Here is a 19,140-nt window from a genome sequence, read left to right as displayed (position 1 = left end):
ATGTCGGTCACGATTGTTACGGTGGGATTTCGCCGAGCGCGCACGCACCAGGCCTCGAAGTGAGCGGGAGTTGACGACCCCGACACCGCGGGGCAACCGATGCGGAATGGGTCCGGGCGAACGTAGTCGTCGTGAAGACCTTGAGCCGAAGCCGCACCATCGAGAACTGGGATGCCGAGGACGTCGACGCGTGGGAGCACGGTTCACCGCCGGGCAAGCAGATCGCGAGGCGCAACCTGATCTGGTCGATCTTCGCCGAGCACGTCGGTTTCTCGGTGTGGTCGATCTGGTCGGTGATGGTGCTGTTCATGCCGCAGGACGTCTACCACATCGACGCCGCCGGAAAGTTCTACCTCGTCGCGGTGCCCACGCTGGTCGGTTCGGTGATGCGGATTCCCTACACCGTCGCCCCGGCCAGATTCGGTGGACGCAACTGGACAATCGTCAGCGCGCTGCTGCTTCTGATCCCCACCGTGCTGACGCTGTGGGTGATGAACCGTCCGGACACCTCTTACACCACGTTCCTGCTCGTCGCGGCGTTCGCCGGCCTGGGCGGCGGCAATTTCGCGTCATCGATGACCAACATCAACGCGTTCTATCCGCAGCGCCTGAAGGGCTGGGCGCTGGGCCTCAACGCCGGCGGCGGGAACATCGGTGTTCCGGTCATCCAATTGGTGGGTCTGTTGGTGATCGCCGCGGTCAGCAACACCGCGCCGGAGATCGTCTGCGCCATCTACCTCGTTCTGATCGCGCTGGCCGCGGTGGCCGCCGCACTGTTCATGGACAACCTGGGCAATCAGCGGTCGAACCTGGGCGCCATGGCAGAAGCGTTGCGCTTCAGACACTCCTGGGTGATGAGCTTTCTCTACATCGGCACCTTCGGCTCGTTCATCGGCTTCTCGTTCGCCTTCGGCCAGGTCCTGCAGATCAATTTCCTGGCCGGCGGCGAGAGCGCCGCGCAGGCGTCACTTCACGCCGCGCAGATCGCGTTCATCGGACCCCTGCTGGGTTCGATAGCCCGGCCGTTCGGCGGGCGGCTGTCCGACCGTGTCGGCGGCGGCAAGGTGACGCTCTACACCTTCGTCGCGATGATCTTCGCCGCGGGAATCCTGGTGGGCGCGGGCATGATCGACGACACCACCCCGGGAGCACCGTCTGGCGGGCAGATGACCGCCTACGTCACCGGCTTCATCCTGCTGTTCATTCTGTCCGGTATCGGCAACGGGTCGACCTACAAGATGATCCCGTCCATCTTCGAGGCCAAGGCACAAGGGCACGACGACTGGACGCGGGGCGAGAAGGCCGCGTGGTCGCGCAGCATGTCCGGTGCGCTGATCGGGTTCGCCGGCGCGGTCGGCGCGCTCGGCGGGGTGTTCATCAACGTCGTGCTGCGCGCGTCGTATGTCGGTGAGGCGAAGTCGGCGACCAACGCCTTCTGGGTGTTCCTGGCGTTCTATGTGATCTGCGCGGTGGTCACCTGGTTCGTCTTCCTGCGCATCCACTCCGCGCGCGGGGGAGCGGACGAGCAGATCGGCGCGACGGCGACACCGGTCGCCGCGACTTGACCGTGAGCAAGACCAGGACGGCGTGCTCGTACTGCGGCGTCGGCTGCGGCATCGAGGTGCACACCACCACCGACTCGGACACCGGCCGCCAGGTCATCGCCAGGGTCACCGGGGACAAGCTCCATCCCACCAATTCCGGCAGACTGTGCACCAAAGGGACGACCCACGCCGAGTTGATGGCCGCCGACGACGACAGATTGCGATCGGCGCTGGTGCGCCGCGGTGCGGAACTGACGCCCGCGCCCGTCGACGAGGCCGTCGCCGAAGCCGGTCGCCGATTGCGCGCGATCGTCGACGAGCACGGTCCAGACGCCGTCGCACTGTACGTGTCGGGGCAGATGTCGTTGGAAGCGCAGTACCTTGCCACCAAGCTGGCCAAGGGGTTCCTGCGCACCGTGCACATCGAGTCCAACTCGCGGCTGTGCATGGCCAGCGCCGCCACCGGGTTCAAGCAGTCGCTGGGTGCCGACGGTCCACCGGGCTCTTACGACGACTTCGACTGCACCGACCTGTTTTTCGTGATCGGCTCGAACATGGCCGACTGTCATCCGATCCTCTACCTGCGGATGGCCGATCGGCTGAGGGCCGGCGCGAAGCTGATCGTCGTCGACCCGCGGCGCACCGCCACCGCCGACCGCGCAGACCTGTTCCTGCAGATCAAACCCGGCACCGACCTGGCGCTGCTCAATGGCCTGCTTCACCTGCTGGTGGAAAGCGGTGACATCGACCGGGAGTTCATCGCCGAGCACACCGAGGGCTGGGACGCCATGCCGGCTTTTCTGGCCGACTACACCCCCGCCCGGGTCGCCGCGATCACGGGTCTGGCGGAGGCCGACATCCGCAGCGCCGCAGCGATGATCGCCGATGCGGGGGAGTGGATGACCTGCTGGACAATGGGAATGAACCAGAGCACCCACGGCACCTGGAACACCAACGCGATCTGCAACCTGCATCTGGCCACCGGCGCCATCTGCCGCCCCGGCAGCGGACCGATGTCGCTGACCGGCCAACCCAACGCGATGGGTGGCCGGGAAATGGGTTACATGGGACCGGGGCTGCCCGGCCAGCGCTCGGTGACCTGCGCCGCCGACCGTGCATTCGTGGAAAAACAATGGCGCCTGGCACCCGGGACCATCCGCCCCGACGTCGGCCCGGGCACCATCGACATGTTTCGACAGCTCGCCGACGGCGACATCAAAGCGTGCTGGATCATCTGCACCAACCCCGTTGCCAGCGTGGCCAATCGAGACACGGTGATCGCTGGCCTGCAGGCGGCCGAACTGGTCATCACACAAGACGTCTACCGCACCACCTCGACCAACCGCTATGCCGACGTCGTGCTGCCCGCTGCGCTCTGGGCCGAGTCCGACGCCGTGATGGTCAACTCCGAACGCACCCTGACCCTGCTGCCGCAGGCAATCTCGCCGCCAGAACAGGCCCGCCCGGACTGGCAGCTGATCTGTGAGGTCGCCGCGCATCTGGGGTTCGCGTCACAGTTCGACTATGACTCCAGCGAGCAGGTTTTCGACGAGATCCGCGGATTCGCCAACCCCCAGACGGGCTACGACCTACGCGGCGTCACCTACGACCGGCTGCGGGAGACACCCGTGCAGTGGCCGTGTCCGCCAGGCGCGACGCCCCGCAACCCGATCAGGTATGTCGACGGCGATGTGCTGGCGTTTCCGACGCCGTCGCGACGCGCCGCTTTTCACGCCCGCCCGCACACCGATCCCGACGAGCTGCCTGACGGCGACTATCCCTTCGTGCTCAACACCGGCAGGCTGGCGCACCAGTGGCACACCATGACCAAGACCGGACGGATCGACGCGCTCAACAAACTCGACGGTCGTCCGTTCATCGAGGTCCATCCCTACGACGCCGGCGTGCTCGATATCAGCACCGGCCAACCCGTCGAACTGCGCACCCGACGCGGCCGGGCAGTGCTTCCCGCGCTGGTGACCGGTCGGGTCCGCCCGGGTACCTGCTTTGCGCCGTTTCACTGGAACGAGGCGCACGGTGAGCACCTGACCGTCAACGCGTTGACCAACGACGCCGTCGACCCCGACTCACTGCAGCCCGAATTCAAGGTTTGCGCCGTCGGCCTGCGGCCTGTCGGACCGCCGCCCGCCCCCGCGGTCAGCAGAACCGATGCCCGGATGGGCGACGGGCCGCTGGTGTTGTGGGCGTCGCAGACAGGTACCGCCGAACAGTTCGCCAGCCGGCTGGCCGAGCGGATCACCGGGGCGCAACTGATGAGCATGGACGACGTCGCGCCCGCCGACCTGGCTACCGTCGGCGATGTGCTCGTGGTCACCAGCACTTTCGGCGACGGGGAACCGCCCGACAACGGGGCCACCTTCTGGACCCGTCTGACCGCTTCGGATGCGCCTGCGCTGCGCGGGGTGCGCTATGCGGTGCTGGGTATCGGCGACCGCTCCTATGACAACTTCTGCGGCCACGCCAGATCCATCGACACCAGACTGGCGGCCCTCGGCGCGAGCCGGTTGCTCAAGCGCGCCGAATGCGAGGCATACGACGACGCACCGATGCGGCGATGGGCCGATGACGTCGCCGCGCTGCTCGGCGGCGTCCCGGCGGTCGACGTCGCCGCGCCGGCGGCGGCCCAACCCTTCACTCGTCTTCAGCCCGTCGTGGTCCCGCTGTCCAGGAATGTCCTGCTGACCGCGCCAGACGCACGAAAAGAAGTGCGCCAGTTCGGCTTTGACCTATCTGAACACGAGGTGAGCTACGCGGTAGGGGACTGCCTCGGCGTGTACGCCGCCAACGACCCCGATGCCGTCGACGCCTGGCTTGCCGCGACCGGGATGCGCGGCGATCACGTCGTCGAGGTCGACGGCATCGCGCAGACCATGCGTGAGGCGCTGCGTACGCAGTATGACTTCTGCCGCGTCACCAGCGACCTGCTGCGTTTCATCGCCGAGAACAGCCGCGACGCCAAGGCGCTTCGGGCCTCCGGGGACAAGCTCGACAGGTGGTTGATCGGGCGCAACGGTTTGGACCTGGTGCAGGAGTTCGTCGTGCACGCCGACCCCGACCAGTGGCAGGACGTGTTGGTGCGGCTGACCCCGCGTCAGTACTCGATCTCCTCGAGTCCACTGGTGTGTCCGAACGAGGCGCAGCTGACGGTCGCGGTGGTGCGCTACCGCGGCGCCAACCGAGGGCGTCGCGGCGGCGTGTGCTCGACGTTTCTTGCCGACCGGGCGGCGTCGGCGCCGGTGTTCTTGCAGCGCTCGCCGCACTTCCGGCCGCCTGCGGACGGGGCGACACCGATGATCATGGTCGGGCCGGGAACGGGTGTCGCACCGTTCCGCGGGTTCCTGCAGGAACGACGCGCGCTCGGACAGCCCGGGCGCAACTGGCTGTTCTTCGGCGATCAGCACCGCGACCAGAACTTCTACTACCGCCGGGATTTCGAGGACATGGTCCGCGATGGCTTTCTGCGGCTGGATCTGGCGTTCTCCCGCGATCAGGCGGACCGGGTCTACGTGCAGCACAGGATGCTGGAGCGCGGCTCGCAGGTGTGGCGTTGGCTCGAGGACGGCGCGCACTTCTACGTCTGCGGAGACGCCGCCCGAATGGCCCGCGACGTCGACGCCGCGTTGACGACGATCATCGAGAAGCACGGCGGACTCTCGCATGAGGACGCTCATGACTACAAGCGTGCGCTCGTCGCCGCCAAACGCTATGTGCGCGACGTGTATTGACGGCCACCCCCGGCCCCGGGCTTCAGTTTGGTGATGGTGGGGGTTGATAGGGGGTGTACCACCACCAGTCGGCGCGCTCGCCGAGAGGTCCGGGACAGGGGGCGACGGCGGGTGGGGGTCGGTTGGGTGGGCGGGCCAGGGAGCGGTGGCTGAGTTGGTGTCCGGTGCTGTCGGTGACGGTGAGGGTGTGGGCGGGTCCGGTCAGGGTGAGGTGGCCGCGGTGGTGTAGGCGGTGGTGGTAGGGGCAGACCAGGACCAGGTTGTCCAGTTCGGTGGGTCCGCCGTCTTCCCAGTGGATCAGGTGGTGGGCGTGCAGGCCGCGGGTGGCCCCGCAGCCGGGGACCACGCAGGTGCGGTGGCGGTGTTCTAAAGCGCGGCGTAGTCGGCGGCTGATCATTCGGGTGGTGCGCCCGGCGCCGATGGGTTGGCCGTCGCGTTCGAACCACACCTCGCAGGTGGCGTCACACAGCAGGTAGCGGCGTTGGTCGTCGGTCAGTAGCGGGCCCAGATGCAGCGCGGCGATGCGCTCTTTGAGGTCGAGGTGGGCGATCACGGTGGTGCGCTGGCCATGCGGGCGGCGGGTGGCCTCGGCGTCCCAGCCGGATTCGACCAGGCGCATGAACCCGTCGACCGCGGTCGGCATCGGCGCCACCGCATCGACGTCGGGCTGCTCTTCAGGCTCGTCGTCTGCGACGTTGGTGTGGTCGTGTTTCCATTCGGTGATCAGGGCGTCGTGGTGCGATTGCAGGGCGGCGTCGAATTGGGCGGCCTGCAGCGGGTCGAGGGTGATTTTGTAGCAGGTCATTTCGCCGCGGGTGTGTTTGGTGATCGAGGGCGGCGGGTCAGGGCGCGCGTCGGGTTGGGGACGTGGTTCCAACCGGATCGCGGTGCGCAGCTGGTTGACGGTGGCGACCTGGGCCAGCTCGGCGTAGTGGGCGTCGGATCCCGCGCCGGCATGTTGGGCGATGACTCCGACCTGATCCAACGAGAGCTGCCCGGTGCGCATTGCTTCGGTGCAGCGGGGAAGTTCGTCGAAGCGGTGGGCGATGGAGGTGATGGCGTTGGCCGTGGTCACCGTGGTGCCCAGTTTCCAGGCCACCATCGCCGCAAGTGACCGGGCTCCGGTGATGCCCCACAGCCCGTCGCGGTCGATCTCGGCGATGATCTCCACGGTTTCGGCGTCGATGGCGTTACGTTGCCCGGCCAACTGCCCCAACCACCCGAACAGCACCTCAATACGGTCTTTGGGGCTCACCACCCCCGCCTCAACAGGTGCCACCGCGGACATACCCACATCATGACAACCCGGTCCGACAAGTCCGTCGCTCACAACGGCTGGACGGGCTCAGATCAGCGCGGTGCCGCCGTCGGCGACCAGCTCCATCCCGTTCACATAGCTCGAGTCGTCGGAGGCGAGGAACAGTGCGACCGAGGCGATTTCGTCGGGCTGGCCCATTTCTCCGCGCGGGATCAGGGATTCGAATTGCCGCTTGGTCTCTTCGTCGAACAGTTCTTCCTGCTTGGCGGTCGCGACCTGACCGGGGCTCAATACATTCACCCGGATCCGCCTGTCCTTCAACTCGGCCAGCCACACGCGGGCCCAGGCCTGCTGCACCGCCTTGCTCCCGGCGTAGACACTCCAGCCGGGATACCCCTTGATCGAGGCGTTCGAACCGGTCATGAAGATCGAGCCACCGTCGTTGAACAGCGGCAATGCCTTCTGCACGGTGAACAACATGCCGCGCGCGTTGAGCCAGAAGGTGGCGTCGAACTGTTTCTCGGTGATCTCGCCGAGTTTTCCGTACTCGGCGTCCCCGGCGCTGGCCCACAGCACGTCGATTGCGCCCTTTTCCCGCCTGACCGTGTCATACAACCGGTCGAGGTCGTCGAGGTCGGCCGCATCGCCCCGCACGGCGGTGACATTGCGGCCGATCGACTCGACCGCCTGATCCAGCGCTTCCTGTCTGCGGCCCGTGATGAAGACATGAGCCCCTTCGGCGACGAACAACTTCGCGCCGGCCAGGGCCAATCCCGTTGAGGCGCCGGTGATTACCGCTACCTTGCCATCGAGCTTTCCCACGATCACTCCCATGAGTAGATGGTGCTATGTAAACCGATCGGTTTGCTTAATGTAACTCTCACCCCGTCGAAGTGCAAGCTATGTACACCGATCGTTACCGTCCGCCCTATACTGGTCCCATGACGGAGCTGGAGAAGGGGCCGCAACGCCTGCGTCGGGGCCGGGGCGCACGGGAGCGAATCCTGCAGGCGTCTCAACAACTGTTCCGCGAACAGGGCATCAACCGCACCGGCATGGAACAGCTGTGCACGGTGGCCCAGGTGTCGAAGCGCACGGCCTACCAGCACTTCGCCGGCAAGGACGAACTGGTCGCCGAATACCTGCGACGGTCCGATCCCCACGTCATGGGCGACGTGTTCGACCGCACCGACCTCACCCCTCGCGAGAAACTCCTCGCAGCGTTCGAGGTGCCCGAGTCCGGGACAGAAGACGTCACGCCCCTGTGTCCCTTCATCGGGGCGGCCGTGGAAATTCACGATCCGCAACACCCGGCAACCGAATGCGTACGCGACTACAAGATCACGGTCGCCGCGCGGTTCGCCGAAGCCGCCCGCGAAGCCGGCGCCGCCAACCCCGAAGAGCTCGGTGAACAACTGGCGCTGCTGCTGGATGGCGCCTCGACCCGTACCCGGGTTCTCAACCGCGAATCGCTCCCGACCGCCGCCGCGATCGCCGCGGTCCTCGTGGACAACGCCATCCCCGCGACACGTTCTTGACCGGAATAGGTCGACTGCAGACCTGCGTCGTGCCACATCGCTGACGTGGTGTCCGAGGGGGGACTTGAACCCCCACGCCCGTTAATAGGGCACTAGCACCTCAAGCTAGCGCGTCTGCCATTCCGCCACTCGGACCTGCACTGGGCAGCTAAGGCTATCGGATTACCGAGGCACGACCCAAACCCGGCAGCCGTCTCAATGGTAGGAAAGGTGGCGTGAGTGGTCTCCCCGAAATCGAAGCGGCTGAAGCCGAGGTGGTCGACCTCGTCAGCACGCTGATCCGCTTCGACACCACCAACACCGGTGAGCCGGAGACCACCAAGGGCGAGGCCGACTGCGCCAATTGGGTGGCCGACAAACTCGAAGAGGTCGGATACACCACCGAGTACATCGAGGCGGGCGCCCCCGGCCGGGCCAACGTGTTCGCGCGCCTCGAGGGCGCGGATCGCCAGCGTGGCGCCCTGATGATGCACGGTCACCTGGACGTGGTGCCCGCCGACGCCTCGGAGTGGAGTGTGCACCCGTTCTCCGGGGCCGTCGAGGACGGCTACGTCTGGGGCCGCGGCGCGGTGGACATGAAAGACATGGTCGGGATGATGATCGCGGTCGCCCGGCGCTTCAAACGCGAGGGCGTCGTCCCGCCGCGCGACCTGGTGTTCGCGTTTGTCTCCGACGAAGAGGCGGGCGGCAACTACGGCTGCAAGTGGCTGGTCGACAACCGGCCCGACCTGTTCGACGGGGTCACCGAGGCCATCGGTGAAGTCGGTGGCTTCTCGCTGACGATCCCGCGCCGTGACGGCGGCGAACGCACGCTCTACCTGATCGAGACCGCCGAGAAGGCCATGATGTGGATGCGGCTGACCGCCCGCGGCCGCGCCGGGCACGGCTCGATGATCAACGACGACAACGCCGTCACCGCGGTCGCCGAGGCGGCCGCCCGACTGGGCAGACACCGGTTTCCGCTGGTGCTCACCGACGCCGTCGAACAGTTCTTGTCGGTCGTCGCCGAGGAGACCGGCTACAGCTTCGATCCGTCCTCCCCGGACCTGGAGGGCACCATCGCCAAGCTCGGCCCCATCGCCAAGATCGTGGGCGCGACGCTGCGGGACACGGCCAACCCGACGATGCTCCACGCCGGCTACAAGGCCAACGTCATCCCGGGCACCGCGGAGGCGGTGGTCGACTGCCGTGTGCTGCCCGGTCGCATCGACGCCTTCGAGCGTGAGGTCGACGAGCTCATCGGCCCCGATGTCACCCGTGAGTGGATCACCAAACTGCCGTCGTACGAGACCACTTTCGACGGTGAGTTGCTCGACGCGATGAACAACGCCATCCAGGCTGCCGACCCGGGCGCTCGCACCGTCCCCTATATGCTGTCGGGTGGCACCGATGCCAAACACTTTGCGCGGCTGGGCATTCGATGCTTCGGCTTCGCACCGCTGAAGCTGCCGCCGGATCTGGACTTCGCCGCGTTGTTCCACGGCGTCGACGAACGGGTACCCGTGGACGCGTTGAAGTTCGGCACCCGGGTTCTCGAGCACTTCCTGCTGCACTGCTGACCGACCGAAAGGACATGACATGGCTTTCCCGTACAACCCCTACGAGTTCCTGCCGAAGCTGCCGTCGTTCACGCTGACCTCGCAGTCCGTGACCGACGGGCAGCCACTGGCCAACGACCAGGTCAGCGGCATCATGGGCGCAGGCGGGGCCGATGTGTCACCGCAGCTTTCCTGGTCGGGCTTCCCCGCTGAGACACGAAGCTTCGCGGTCACGGTGTTCGACCCCGACGCGCCGACGGCGTCGGGCTTCTGGCACTGGGCGGTCGCCAACCTGCCCGCGTCGGTCACCGAACTGGCGGCGGGCGCCGGAGACGGCAGCGCGCTGCCGGGAGACGCCCTGACGCTGGCCAACGACGCCGGGCAGAAGCGCTACATCGGGGCCGCGCCGCCGCCAGGACACGGCCCGCACCGGTACTTCATCGCCGTGCACGCGGTCGGCGTGGAAAAGCTCGACCTGCCCGCCGAGGCCACCCCGGCGTTTCTGGGCTTCAACCTGTTTCAGCACGCCATCGCCCGGGCGCTGATCCACGGCACCTACGAGCAGAAGTAGCCGAAAGCGCCGTGTCACTGGCTTTTTCCAGGAACTGACGTATGGTCGCGATCGAGTGATTGCCACTTCTGTACAAGGAGCGACAATGGCTGAGAAACGCGGCAAGAACCAGAAGAAGCCGGGACGGTCGATCAAGGAGCGCCGCGCCGAGAAGCGCCAGCGCGAGACCGAGTCCACCGAACTGATCCGCAAGCGCAAGGGCTGACTACCGGACGGCCGAGCCCACCGCCTCGGCCAGCGTGGTGAAGCCACCGTCGTGCAGGCGGCGGGCGATGCCGTCGTGAATACGCTTGGCCCACAGCCCGCCGCCGTACACGAAACCGGTGTAGCCCTGTAACAGCGAGGCGCCGCTGATGATGCGCTCCCACGCGTCGTCCGCGGTCTCGATGCCGCCGACGCTGATCAGAATCATGCGGTCGCCGACGCGTCGGTACAGCCGTCGCAGCACCTCCGCCGAGCGTGCGGCGACCGGCGGCCCCGACACCCCACCGGGGCCGAGATCGGCCACGCCGGGGGTGACCAATTCGTCCCTGGATACGGTGGTGTTGGTCGCGACGATACCGGCCAACTCCAATTCGACTGCCAGGTCGGCGATCTCGTCGATGTCGTGATCGGACAGGTCTGGGGCGATCTTCACCAGCACCGGGGTGGTCGTCTCGGCCCGCACGGCGGTCAAAATGGGCCGCAGCGACTCGGTGGCCTGCAGATCGCGCAGCCCGGGGGTGTTCGGCGAGCTGACGTTGACCACCAGATACGTCGCCAACGGGCCCAGTAGCCGGGCGCTTTCGGCATAGTCGCCGACGGCGTCCTCGGGCGGGGTGGACTTGCTCTTGCCGATGTTGACCCCGATCGGCACGTCGGGCACGTGCCGCGCCAACCGGGCGGCCAGCGCGCCAGCGCCGTCGTTGTTGAACCCCATCCGGTTCAACAGCGCGCGGTCCTCGGGCAGCCGGAACATCCGCGGTGCGGGGTTGCCGGGCTGAGCGTGCGCGGTCACCGTGCCGATCTCGGCGTACCCGAAACCCAGCGCGCCCCACGTCCCCAGCCCGCGGCCGTCCTTGTCGAAACCCGCGGCCAGCCCCATCGGAGCGGGAAAGCGCATGCCGAACACCGTGCTGGCCAGCACCGAGTCGCGTGGCCCGAGCAGGCGGGTCAGCGCACGGCGCGCCGCGGGCACCGCGGTGATTGCCCGCAGCATCGCGAACACCCAGGTGTGTATGCGTTCGGGGGCAACCAGAAACAGCACCCGCCGCAGCGCGCGATACATCAGCAGCTCACCGCGCAGGCTGCTCCGGAACGGCCAGTCGCTCGATACGGGTCTTCTTGCGGCGCAACAACACCCGCCGCGATCCGTCGGTGTAGAGGCGCACCCGGGTCAGTTCCCAGCCGCGGTACTCCGCCTCGATCGACAGCCGGGTCGAGGCGCTGATGCGGGTGAGGTCCGGCGGCAGCCGCAGCGGGATCCATTCGTAGTCGTCGGAGAGGTCGGCGTCCCAGCCGGTCGGCATCCGGCCGCGGTGCATATGCGGTTCGAGCTCCTCGGATGCGCCCGCGGTCATCGCGCCACCGCCGCGTCGGCGATGACCTGAACACCCGCTCCCGAGCCGGACACCACATACAGGGTGCCAGACGGTTCGTCATAGACCAGGCTGTTCGGTTGCTGCACGGTTCGATAGCGGACCTTCTCGACGGGAATGCCGGTGGCCAGATCGTAGCCAATCACGGTGTTCGTGGCGGTCTGCGACACCCACACCAGCGTGCTTGAGCCGGCCAGGCCGTAGGGCGCGTCGGGCACCGGGTAGCGCTGTCGCAGCATCAGCGGGTCGGTGCCGTAGACCAGCAGTTCGCCGCCCCTGGTGTCGGCGACCAGCACGCGGCCCACCGAATCGGCGGCGATCGTGGTCGCGCCCCGCCCGGCCCGCAGCGCCTGGGCGGCCTCGGCGCCGCTGTCGGACAATGCGGTCACCGAGGTCTGCGCGCGGTCCAGCACCACCGCCGTGTTGCCCTGTGCGGCTATCGCGTCGACGCGGGCAAAGATCTTCACCTGCGCGCCGACCTCGGTGTCGGAGCTCAACGTGTACACCGCGCCGTCGGCGCTGCCCAGCACCAACCTGCCGTCGGCCCGGCGGGCGATCGCGGTGAAATCGGTGTCCTGCCGGCCTTCGACGCCGACCAGGTTCGCCGAACCGGCCGACAGGTCGACCCGGAAGTAGCCGCCGGGGGTCGACGCGAACACCGTGCCGTCGTCGTCGGAGGTCAGCCCGGTCGCCGCCGCGGAAAGGGGAATCTGCCGCGTCGCCCCACCTTCGGCCAGCGCCACGACCACTGAACCGCCTGCCGCGCCGTCGGCCAAGACGACCAGCGAGTCGGTCTTCGCGTCGAACACCGCGGCCTGTGCGGGGGCGGTCAGCGGCCGCACGGTGCCCGCGGGCGGGCCCGACGCCGGGGGAGACGTCGCGGCCTCGGCTGGGGCGATCGTCGCAGGTGGCGCGTCGGTGGGGTTCGACGAGCACCCGGACCCAAGCACTGCAACCAGCACGGTCAGCGCGGTGACGGTCACGAAAGCCAGCCGATACGGCAGGTTTGGGCGCTGGGGCAATGGGTAGCTTCCGGGACGTGCTGACGGGATACGGGACAAGAACAGGCTCGCGACGCCAGTCTAGGGCGGGCCGGGAAACCGACGGCCGCGAGTTCGTGATCGAGGACCTGACGACGGGCGTGCACGCCAGCGGGTTCGGCCAGGTGGGCGACGGACGGAGCTTCTCCTTCCACGTCGAGCACCGGTCGCTGGCCGTGGAGATCTACCGCCCGCGATGCGCAGGGCCGGTGCCGCAGCACGAGGACGTCGTCGCGGTCGCCACCAGGAGCCTGGCCCACATCGACATCACCGACGAGCGAAGCATCGCCGCGGCCGTGCGTGACACCGTGGCCGCAGCGCGACCGGTACGGCGCTCGGCGAGATAGCCAGGGCCCCACGGTACGGTCGTCGTCGTGACGGACGTGGCGGCGATGTCGTGGCTGCAGGTGGTCGTTCTGTCGATATTGCAGGGTCTGACCGAATTCCTGCCGGTCTCGTCGTCGGGGCACCTGGCGATCGCCTCGCGGGTGTTCTTCGCCGAGGACGCCGGGGCGTCGTTCACCGCGGTCACCCAACTGGGCACCGAGTTCGCGGTGCTGTTGTACTTCGCGCGCGACATCGGTCGCATCGTCAAGGCCTGGTTTGGGGGGCTGCGGACCCCGGCGCTGCGCAACGCCGACTACCGGCTCGGGTGGTACGTCATCATCGGCACCATTCCGATCGGGGTGTTCGGGCTGTTGTTCAAGGACGAAATCCGTACCGGGGCAAGAAATCTGTGGGCAATCGCGATCGCGCTGATCGTGTTCTCGGCGGTCATCGCGGCCGCCGAGTACCTGGGCCGCCAGACCCGCCACGTCGAGCAGTTGACGTGGAAGGACGGCATCGTGGTCGGCCTGGCCCAGTGTCTGGCGCTGCTGCCGGGGGTGTCTCGCTCCGGCGCGACCATCAGCGCGGGCCTGTTTCTCGGGTTGGACCGCGAACTGGCCGCGCGCTTCGGGTTCCTGTTGGCCATCCCCGCGGTGTTCGCCTCGGGATTGTTCTCACTTCCCGACGCGTTTCACCCCGTCGGTGAGGGGATGAGTGCCAGCGGCCCGCAGTTGCTGGTGGCGACGGTGATCGCGTTCGTCGTCGGGTTTGCCGCGGTGGCCTGGTTCCTGCGGTTTCTGGTCCGGCACAGTATGTACTGGTTCGTTGGTTATCGAGTGGTGCTCGGCACGGTCGTGCTGATCCTGTTGGGCACCGGGGTGGTGTCGGCGGTATGACGGTGATTCTTTTGCGGCACGGCCGCTCGACGTCGAACACGGCCCACACGCTGGCCGGCCGTTCAGAGGGCGTCGACCTCGACGACAAGGGCCGCGAGCAGGCCCAGGCATTGGTGCAGCGACTGGCCTCGCTGCCGATCCGCGCGATCGTGCGCTCACCGCTGCTGCGGTGTGAACGCACGGTGGCGCCACTGGCCGCGCAGTTGGGGCTGGATCCCGTCGTCGACGACCGCATCTCGGAGGTCGACTACGGCGCGTGGACCGGGCGCAAGCTCGCCGACCTGGTCAAGGAACCGTTGTGGACGGTGGTTCAACAGCAGCCCAGTGCCGCGGTGTTCCCCGACGGGGAGGGCCTTGCGCACGTGCAGGCCCGTGCGGTGGCCGCGGTGCGCGAACACGACCGTCGGCTCGCCGAACAGCACGACGGCGATGTGTTGTGGGTGGCGTGCACACACGGCGACGTGATCAAGTCCGTCGTCGCCGATGCGCTGGGCACGCATCTGGACAGCTTCCAGCGCATCACCGCCGACCCGGCGTCGACGAGCGTGATCCGCTACACCGCGGTGCGCCCGTTCGTCATCCACGTCAACCACACCGGCGGCGATCTGTCGGCGGGGCTGGTCGCCAAGCCCGCGAAGGACTCATCGGAAAATGGCGACGTCCCACCCGAAGACGCTGTAATAGGCGGCTCCACCGGGTAGTCGCGATTACGAGCGAACGACCGATGCCGGTATTTTGGATATTGTCATGCCTCGCGCAATTCACGTCTTCCGCACACCCGACCGCTTCGTGGCCGGCACTGTCGGGCAACCCGGAAACCGGACCTTCTATCTGCAGGCCGTCCACGACAAGCGGGTGGTCTCGGTGGTGTTGGAGAAGCAGCAGGTGGCCGTCCTCGCCGAACGCATCGCCGCGCTGCTGGTCGAGATCAACCGGCGGTTCGGCACGCCGATCCCGCCCGAGACCGACGAGGTGGAGGACCTGAGCCCGCTGATCACCCCCGTCGACGCCGAGTTCCGGGTGGGCACGATGGGGCTGGGCTGGGATTCGGAGGCCCAGACCGTCGTGGTGGAACTGCTCGCCGTTTCCGAAACCGAGTTCGACGCGTCGGTCGTGCTCGACGACGCCGAAGAAGGACCGGACGCGGTGCGGGTTTTCCTTACCCCCGAGTCCGCGCGCGAGTTCGCGACGAGGTCGCACCGGGTCATCTCGGCGGGCCGCCCGCCGTGTCCGTTGTGCGACGAACCGCTGGACCCCGAGGGCCACATCTGCGTGCGCACCAACGGCTATCTGCGCGGCGCCGCCGACGAGTCCGACGATGACGCCTGAGCGCCCCGATGAGGTTCTGCAACACGGCGAGTTGACCGTCCTCGGACGTATCCGTTCGGCGAGCAACGCCACGTTCCTGTGCGAGGCGAATCTCGACGAACGGCAGGTGCACTGCGTGTACAAGCCCGTCGCCGGAGAGGCCCCGTTGTGGGACTTCCCCGACGGCACACTGGCGGGCCGTGAGCGCGCCGCCTACCTGGTGTCGTTGCAGCTGGGCTGGAACATCGTGCCCCACACCATCATTCGCGACGGTCCGGCAGGTGTCGGCATGCTGCAATTGTGGGTGGACCAACCCGGCGACGATCTCGAGGAGTCGTCACAGGGGCCCGACCTCATCGACCTGCTTCCGGCCGGGCGTGTCCCGCCCGGATACCTGCCGGTGCTGCAGGCCTACGACTACGCCGGCGACGAGGTGGTGCTGGTGCACGCCGACGACATCCGGTTGCGGCGCATGGCCGTCTTCGACGTGCTGATCAACAACGCCGACCGCAAGGGCGGCCACGTGCTGTGCGGCGTCGACGGGCACGTCTACGGCGTCGACCACGGGGTGACGCTGCACGTCGAGGACAAACTTCGAACCGTCTTGTGGGGCTGGGCCGGCAAACCCGTCGACGACGAAACCCTGGCCGCGGTCGCCGGTCTGGCCGACGCACTGCGCGGTGAGTGCGGCGAGCAACTGCGCGAACACATCACTTCCGACGAGGTCGAGGCGCTGAACGCCAGAGTCGCTGCGCTGCTGGATGATCCGGTGATGCCGACGCCGGACCGCCACCGCCCGATCCCGTGGCCGGCGTTCTGATTCAGCCGCTGCGCTTGGCGAGCAGTTCCGGGTGGTGGATCATCGTGGACTTGCCATCGGTGGTGATCCAGCCACGCTGGACGAAATCGCACAGTGCCTTGTTCACGCTCTCCCGCGTGGCACCGACCAACTGCGCGAGCTCCCGCTGCGTCAGATCGTGTCGCACGCTCAACAGCTCGCCCTGTCGGACGCCGAACCGCTGCGCGAGCGCCAGCAACTCCTTGGCGACACGGCCCGGTACGTCGTCGAACACCACGGTCAGCAAGTGGTTGTTGGCGCGGCGCAACCGCCCGGCCAACACCCGGACCAACTGCTCGGCGATCTGCCGGTGCTCGGCCATCCACACGGCAAGCGTCTCGCCGTCCACCGTCGCGGCGCACACGTCGGTGATCGCGATCGCCGACGAGGTGCGCGGGCCCGGATCCAGCGCGGAGATCGCTCCGAGCACGTCGCCGGGCCCCCGGATCTCCAACAGCTTCTCGCGGCCGTCGGCGCAGCGACAGCACACCTTCACCTTGCCCTCGAGGATGATGAACAGGCCGTCGGCCGGATCGTCCTGCCGATAGAAGGCCTGCCCACGCCGAACCTCGGTGATCTTCATTTCCGATGCGAGGTCGACGACGACGGCCGGGTCCAGACTCTGAATGAACCCCACCCTGGCCAGTACCGCGGCCGCCTGCGGCGCGGTCGCCAGGCTCGATTGCTGTTTCAACCCGGCCTCACTTCCCCCACGCGGTCCCGTGCCACCGAGGTGGTGGATTCCACCGGGTTGGCCGGCTAAACCTCTCGAACCTCACCAAACCTGCGGATTTGCCCGTCGGGCGGGCGTGGTCTACTTGGCCGGTGAGCCTGACCGATGCGGCGCTGGCCGCCGAGGTGGCCGAGAATGCCGGTGAGCTGCTGTTGGCGATGCGCCACGAGATCGGTTTCTACGACCCCTACGGCCTCGGTGATGCCGGTGACAGGATCGCCAACAAGCTGATTCTCGATCAGCTGCGCGCCGCCCGCCCCGACGACGCGGTGCTCTCCGAGGAGGCCGTCGACGACGTGTCGCGGGTGCACGCCGACCGGGTGTGGATCGTCGACCCGGTCGACGGCACCCGCGAGTTCTCGATGCCCGGCCGAACGGACTGGGCGGTCCACATCGCGCTGTGGCAGCGCTTCGGTTCCGCGGGCGCCTCGACGTTTCTCACCCGCGGACCCGACGGCGGCATCACCGACGCGGTGGTCGCCCTGCCCGCGCGCGGCGAGGTGTACCGCAGCGACACGGTGACCGCGCCGCCCCCGCGCACCGAGGGGCCGATCCGCATCACCGCCAGTGCCAACCGGCCGCCTCCGGTGCTGTGGTGGCTGCGTGACCGGCTCGACATCGACCTGGTGCGGATTGGCTCGGCCGGCGCGAAGGCGATGGCGGTGGTGCGCGGCGACGTCGACGCCTACGTGCACGCCGGGGGACAGTGGGAATGGGATTCGGCGGCGCCGGCGGGCGTTGTGGCCGCCGCGGGCATGCATGCCTCTCGGCTGGACGGCTCGCCGCTGATCTACAACCGCGTCGACCCCTACCTGCCCGATCTGTTGATGTGCCGAACCGAATTGGCAGATCTGCTGCTCGAAGAGATTCTGTCGGCCTATCGCGGTCGATGACGGGAATGGAACGACGCCCGCGGTTGTCGCACTCTCTCAGACGCGACACACCATCGGGAGGCTTCGTGAACGGTCCGCCTAAAGTCGACGCCATGCAAGCGTGGCCGGCTCCGACCGTTCCCGAACTTCCTGGGCGCGGGACGCAACTGCGTCTCTACGACAGCGCAGACCGCCAGATCCGGCCCGTGACCGCGGGCGAGACAGCGACCATGTACGTCTGCGGGATCACTCCCTACGACGCCACCCACCTCGGCCACGCGGCCACCTACGTGGCCTTCGATCTGGTGCACAGGGTCTGGCTGGACGCCGGCCATCGGGTGCACTACGTGCAGAACGTCACCGACGTGGACGACCCCCTGTTCGAGCGGGCGCAGCGCGACGGCGTGGACTGGCGCGACCTGGCCCACCGCGAGACCGAACTGTTCCGCTCGGACATGACCGCGCTGCGGGTACTGCCGCCCCACGAGTACGTCGCCGCCACCGAGGCCATCGCGGAGGTCATCGAGATCGTCGAGAAGATGCTGGCCTCGGGCGCGGCGTACGTCGTCGACGACCCCGACCACCCCGACGTCTACTTCCGTGCCGACGCCACCCGGCAGTTCGGGTACGAGTCAGGCTATGACCGCGACACCATGCTGCGCCTGTTCGGCGAACGGGGCGGCGATCCCGACCGCGCGGGCAAGAGCGACGAGTTGGACGCGCTGATGTGGCGGGCCGAACGGCCCGGCGAGCCGAGCTGGCCCTCGCCGTTCGGGCCGGGCAGGCCCGGCTGGCACGTGGAGTGCAGCGCGATCGCGCTCAGCCGCATCGGCACCGGTCTGGACATTCAGGGCGGCGGCAGCGACCTGATCTTCCCGCACCACGAGTTCTCCGCCGCGCACGCCGAATCGGTAACGGGGGAGCGGCGTTTCGCGCGCCACTACGTGCACACCGGCATGATCGGGTGGAACGGCGAGAAGATGAGCAAAAGTCTGGGCAACCTGGTGCTGGTGTCGCGGTTGTGTGCCGACGGGGTCGATCCGGCCGCGATTCGGTTGGGTTTGTTGGCCGGCCACTATCGCGAGGACCGGTCGTGGAGCGACGAGCTGCTGGCCCAGGCCAACGCACGGCTGCACCGGTGGCGCACCGCGACCGCCCTGCCCGCGGGGCCCGACGCCGCCGACCTCGTCGCGCGTGTGCGCCGGTATCTGGCCGACGACCTCGACACCCCCAAAGCCCTTGCCGCACTGGACGGCTGGGCCACTGACGCCCTCGAATACGGTGGTCACGACGCCGAGGCGCCGCGACTGGTCGCCACCGCGGTCGACGCGTTGCTAGGCGTGGCGTTGTAGAC

At 67.9% G+C, this 19,140-nt stretch carries 18 protein-coding genes and 1 tRNA gene; 12 read left to right on the top strand and 7 right to left on the bottom strand.

All coding sequences use genetic code 11. The features are described from left to right. Nucleotides 1-131: 131 nt before the first annotated feature. The gene (locus ABQE89_RS04285) at nucleotides 132-1,565 is read left to right on the top strand and encodes a nitrate/nitrite transporter (protein WP_448414468.1); all 1,434 of its coding nucleotides are present in this window, start codon (nucleotides 132-134) and stop codon (nucleotides 1,563-1,565) included. 2 nt (nucleotides 1,566-1,567) lie between these two features. After that, complete coding sequence (locus ABQE89_RS04280; RefSeq protein WP_448414466.1) at nucleotides 1,568-5,290, top strand: bifunctional nitrate reductase/sulfite reductase flavoprotein subunit alpha; 3,723 nt, start codon at nucleotides 1,568-1,570, stop codon at nucleotides 5,288-5,290. A gap of 22 nt (nucleotides 5,291-5,312) precedes the next feature. On the opposite strand, the gene ABQE89_RS04275 is transcribed toward ABQE89_RS04280, so the two are convergent. Continuing rightward, a complete protein-coding gene (locus tag ABQE89_RS04275; protein ID WP_448414464.1) occupies nucleotides 5,313-6,578 on the bottom strand; it encodes an HNH endonuclease signature motif containing protein in 1,266 nt (421 codons plus the stop codon). A gap of 57 nt (nucleotides 6,579-6,635) precedes the next feature. Further along, complete coding sequence (locus tag ABQE89_RS04270) at nucleotides 6,636-7,370, bottom strand: SDR family NAD(P)-dependent oxidoreductase (RefSeq protein WP_448414817.1); 735 nt, start codon at nucleotides 7,368-7,370, stop codon at nucleotides 6,636-6,638. Between the two features lie 119 nt (nucleotides 7,371-7,489). On the opposite strand from ABQE89_RS04270, the gene ABQE89_RS04265 reads away from it, so the two are divergent. Beyond that, the gene (locus tag ABQE89_RS04265; RefSeq protein WP_448414462.1) at nucleotides 7,490-8,086 is read left to right on the top strand and encodes a TetR/AcrR family transcriptional regulator; all 597 of its coding nucleotides are present in this window, start codon (nucleotides 7,490-7,492) and stop codon (nucleotides 8,084-8,086) included. Nucleotides 8,087-8,132: 46 nt separating this feature from the next. On the opposite strand, the gene ABQE89_RS04260 is transcribed toward ABQE89_RS04265, so the two are convergent. After that, a tRNA-Leu gene (locus ABQE89_RS04260) sits at nucleotides 8,133-8,221 on the bottom strand. An 80-nt stretch (nucleotides 8,222-8,301) separates the two neighbouring features. Between ABQE89_RS04260 and ABQE89_RS04255 the strand changes: the two genes are divergently transcribed. Together ABQE89_RS04255 and ABQE89_RS04250 are read left to right on the top strand one after the other, a co-directional pair. Next, nucleotides 8,302-9,645 carry a M20/M25/M40 family metallo-hydrolase gene (locus ABQE89_RS04255; RefSeq protein WP_448414460.1) on the top strand — a complete coding sequence of 448 codons (1,344 nt, stop codon included), beginning with the start codon at nucleotides 8,302-8,304 and terminating at the stop codon, nucleotides 9,643-9,645. A gap of 19 nt (nucleotides 9,646-9,664) precedes the next feature. Continuing rightward, nucleotides 9,665-10,195 (top strand): YbhB/YbcL family Raf kinase inhibitor-like protein, encoded by a 531-nt coding sequence (locus ABQE89_RS04250; RefSeq protein ID WP_448414458.1) that lies wholly within the window; start codon nucleotides 9,665-9,667, stop codon nucleotides 10,193-10,195. Nucleotides 10,196-10,400: 205 nt separating this feature from the next. Here ABQE89_RS04250 and ABQE89_RS04245 read toward each other — a convergent pair whose 3' ends face one another. From ABQE89_RS04245 to ABQE89_RS04235, 3 genes are read right to left on the bottom strand one after another with little or no spacing between them, the layout of a single operon-like run. After that, entirely contained in the window at nucleotides 10,401-11,468 is a 1,068-nt protein-coding gene (locus ABQE89_RS04245; RefSeq protein ID WP_448414815.1) for a quinone-dependent dihydroorotate dehydrogenase, read from the bottom strand. Nucleotide 11,469: 1 nt separating this feature from the next. Next, nucleotides 11,470-11,718 (bottom strand): DUF5703 family protein, encoded by a 249-nt coding sequence (locus ABQE89_RS04240; RefSeq protein ID WP_448414813.1) that lies wholly within the window; start codon nucleotides 11,716-11,718, stop codon nucleotides 11,470-11,472. Between the two features lie 32 nt (nucleotides 11,719-11,750). Then, a complete protein-coding gene (locus tag ABQE89_RS04235) occupies nucleotides 11,751-12,794 on the bottom strand; it encodes a YncE family protein (protein ID WP_448414456.1) in 1,044 nt (347 codons plus the stop codon). On the opposite strand from ABQE89_RS04235, the gene ABQE89_RS04230 reads away from it, so the two are divergent. Genes ABQE89_RS04230 through ABQE89_RS04210 form a run of 5 tightly spaced genes read left to right on the top strand, consistent with a single transcriptional unit; the run spans nucleotide 12,794 to nucleotide 16,163 of the window. Beyond that, nucleotides 12,794-13,159 (top strand): hypothetical protein, encoded by a 366-nt coding sequence (locus ABQE89_RS04230; protein WP_448414455.1) that lies wholly within the window; start codon nucleotides 12,794-12,796, stop codon nucleotides 13,157-13,159. The two genes, ABQE89_RS04235 and ABQE89_RS04230, sit on opposite strands and share 1 nt — an antisense overlap. Before the next feature lie 45 nt (nucleotides 13,160-13,204). After that, a complete protein-coding gene (locus tag ABQE89_RS04225; protein WP_448414811.1) occupies nucleotides 13,205-14,035 on the top strand; it encodes an undecaprenyl-diphosphate phosphatase in 831 nt (276 codons plus the stop codon). Further along, the gene (locus ABQE89_RS04220) at nucleotides 14,032-14,736 is read left to right on the top strand and encodes a histidine phosphatase family protein (RefSeq protein ID WP_448414453.1); all 705 of its coding nucleotides are present in this window, start codon (nucleotides 14,032-14,034) and stop codon (nucleotides 14,734-14,736) included. The genes ABQE89_RS04225 and ABQE89_RS04220 overlap by 4 nt, the downstream gene beginning before the upstream one ends. A gap of 46 nt (nucleotides 14,737-14,782) precedes the next feature. After that, the gene (locus ABQE89_RS04215; protein ID WP_448414451.1) at nucleotides 14,783-15,364 is read left to right on the top strand and encodes an Rv2134c family protein; all 582 of its coding nucleotides are present in this window, start codon (nucleotides 14,783-14,785) and stop codon (nucleotides 15,362-15,364) included. Next, nucleotides 15,354-16,163: an Rv2133c family protein gene (locus ABQE89_RS04210; RefSeq protein ID WP_448414449.1), complete on the top strand. Its 810-nt coding sequence runs from the start codon at nucleotides 15,354-15,356 to the stop codon at nucleotides 16,161-16,163. The genes ABQE89_RS04215 and ABQE89_RS04210 overlap by 11 nt, the downstream gene beginning before the upstream one ends. Nucleotide 16,164: 1 nt before the next feature. On the opposite strand, the gene ABQE89_RS04205 is transcribed toward ABQE89_RS04210, so the two are convergent. Further along, nucleotides 16,165-16,875, bottom strand: a complete 711-nt coding sequence (locus ABQE89_RS04205; protein ID WP_448414447.1) for a Crp/Fnr family transcriptional regulator — start codon at nucleotides 16,873-16,875, stop codon at nucleotides 16,165-16,167. A 131-nt stretch (nucleotides 16,876-17,006) separates the two neighbouring features. On the opposite strand from ABQE89_RS04205, the gene ABQE89_RS04200 reads away from it, so the two are divergent. Next, nucleotides 17,007-17,807, top strand: coding sequence for a 3'(2'),5'-bisphosphate nucleotidase CysQ (locus ABQE89_RS04200; protein WP_448414445.1), 801 nt, complete (start codon nucleotides 17,007-17,009; stop codon nucleotides 17,805-17,807). Nucleotides 17,808-17,899: 92 nt separating this feature from the next. Continuing rightward, nucleotides 17,900-19,138, top strand: a complete 1,239-nt coding sequence (mshC, locus tag ABQE89_RS04195) for a cysteine--1-D-myo-inosityl 2-amino-2-deoxy-alpha-D-glucopyranoside ligase (RefSeq protein WP_448414443.1) — start codon at nucleotides 17,900-17,902, stop codon at nucleotides 19,136-19,138. Nucleotides 19,139-19,140: the final 2 nt, after the last annotated feature.

The organism is Mycolicibacterium sp. XJ1819 (genome assembly GCF_053483675.1).
Note: the sequence above shows the minus strand (reverse complement) of the source record. Positions and strands in the feature narration are given on the sequence as shown.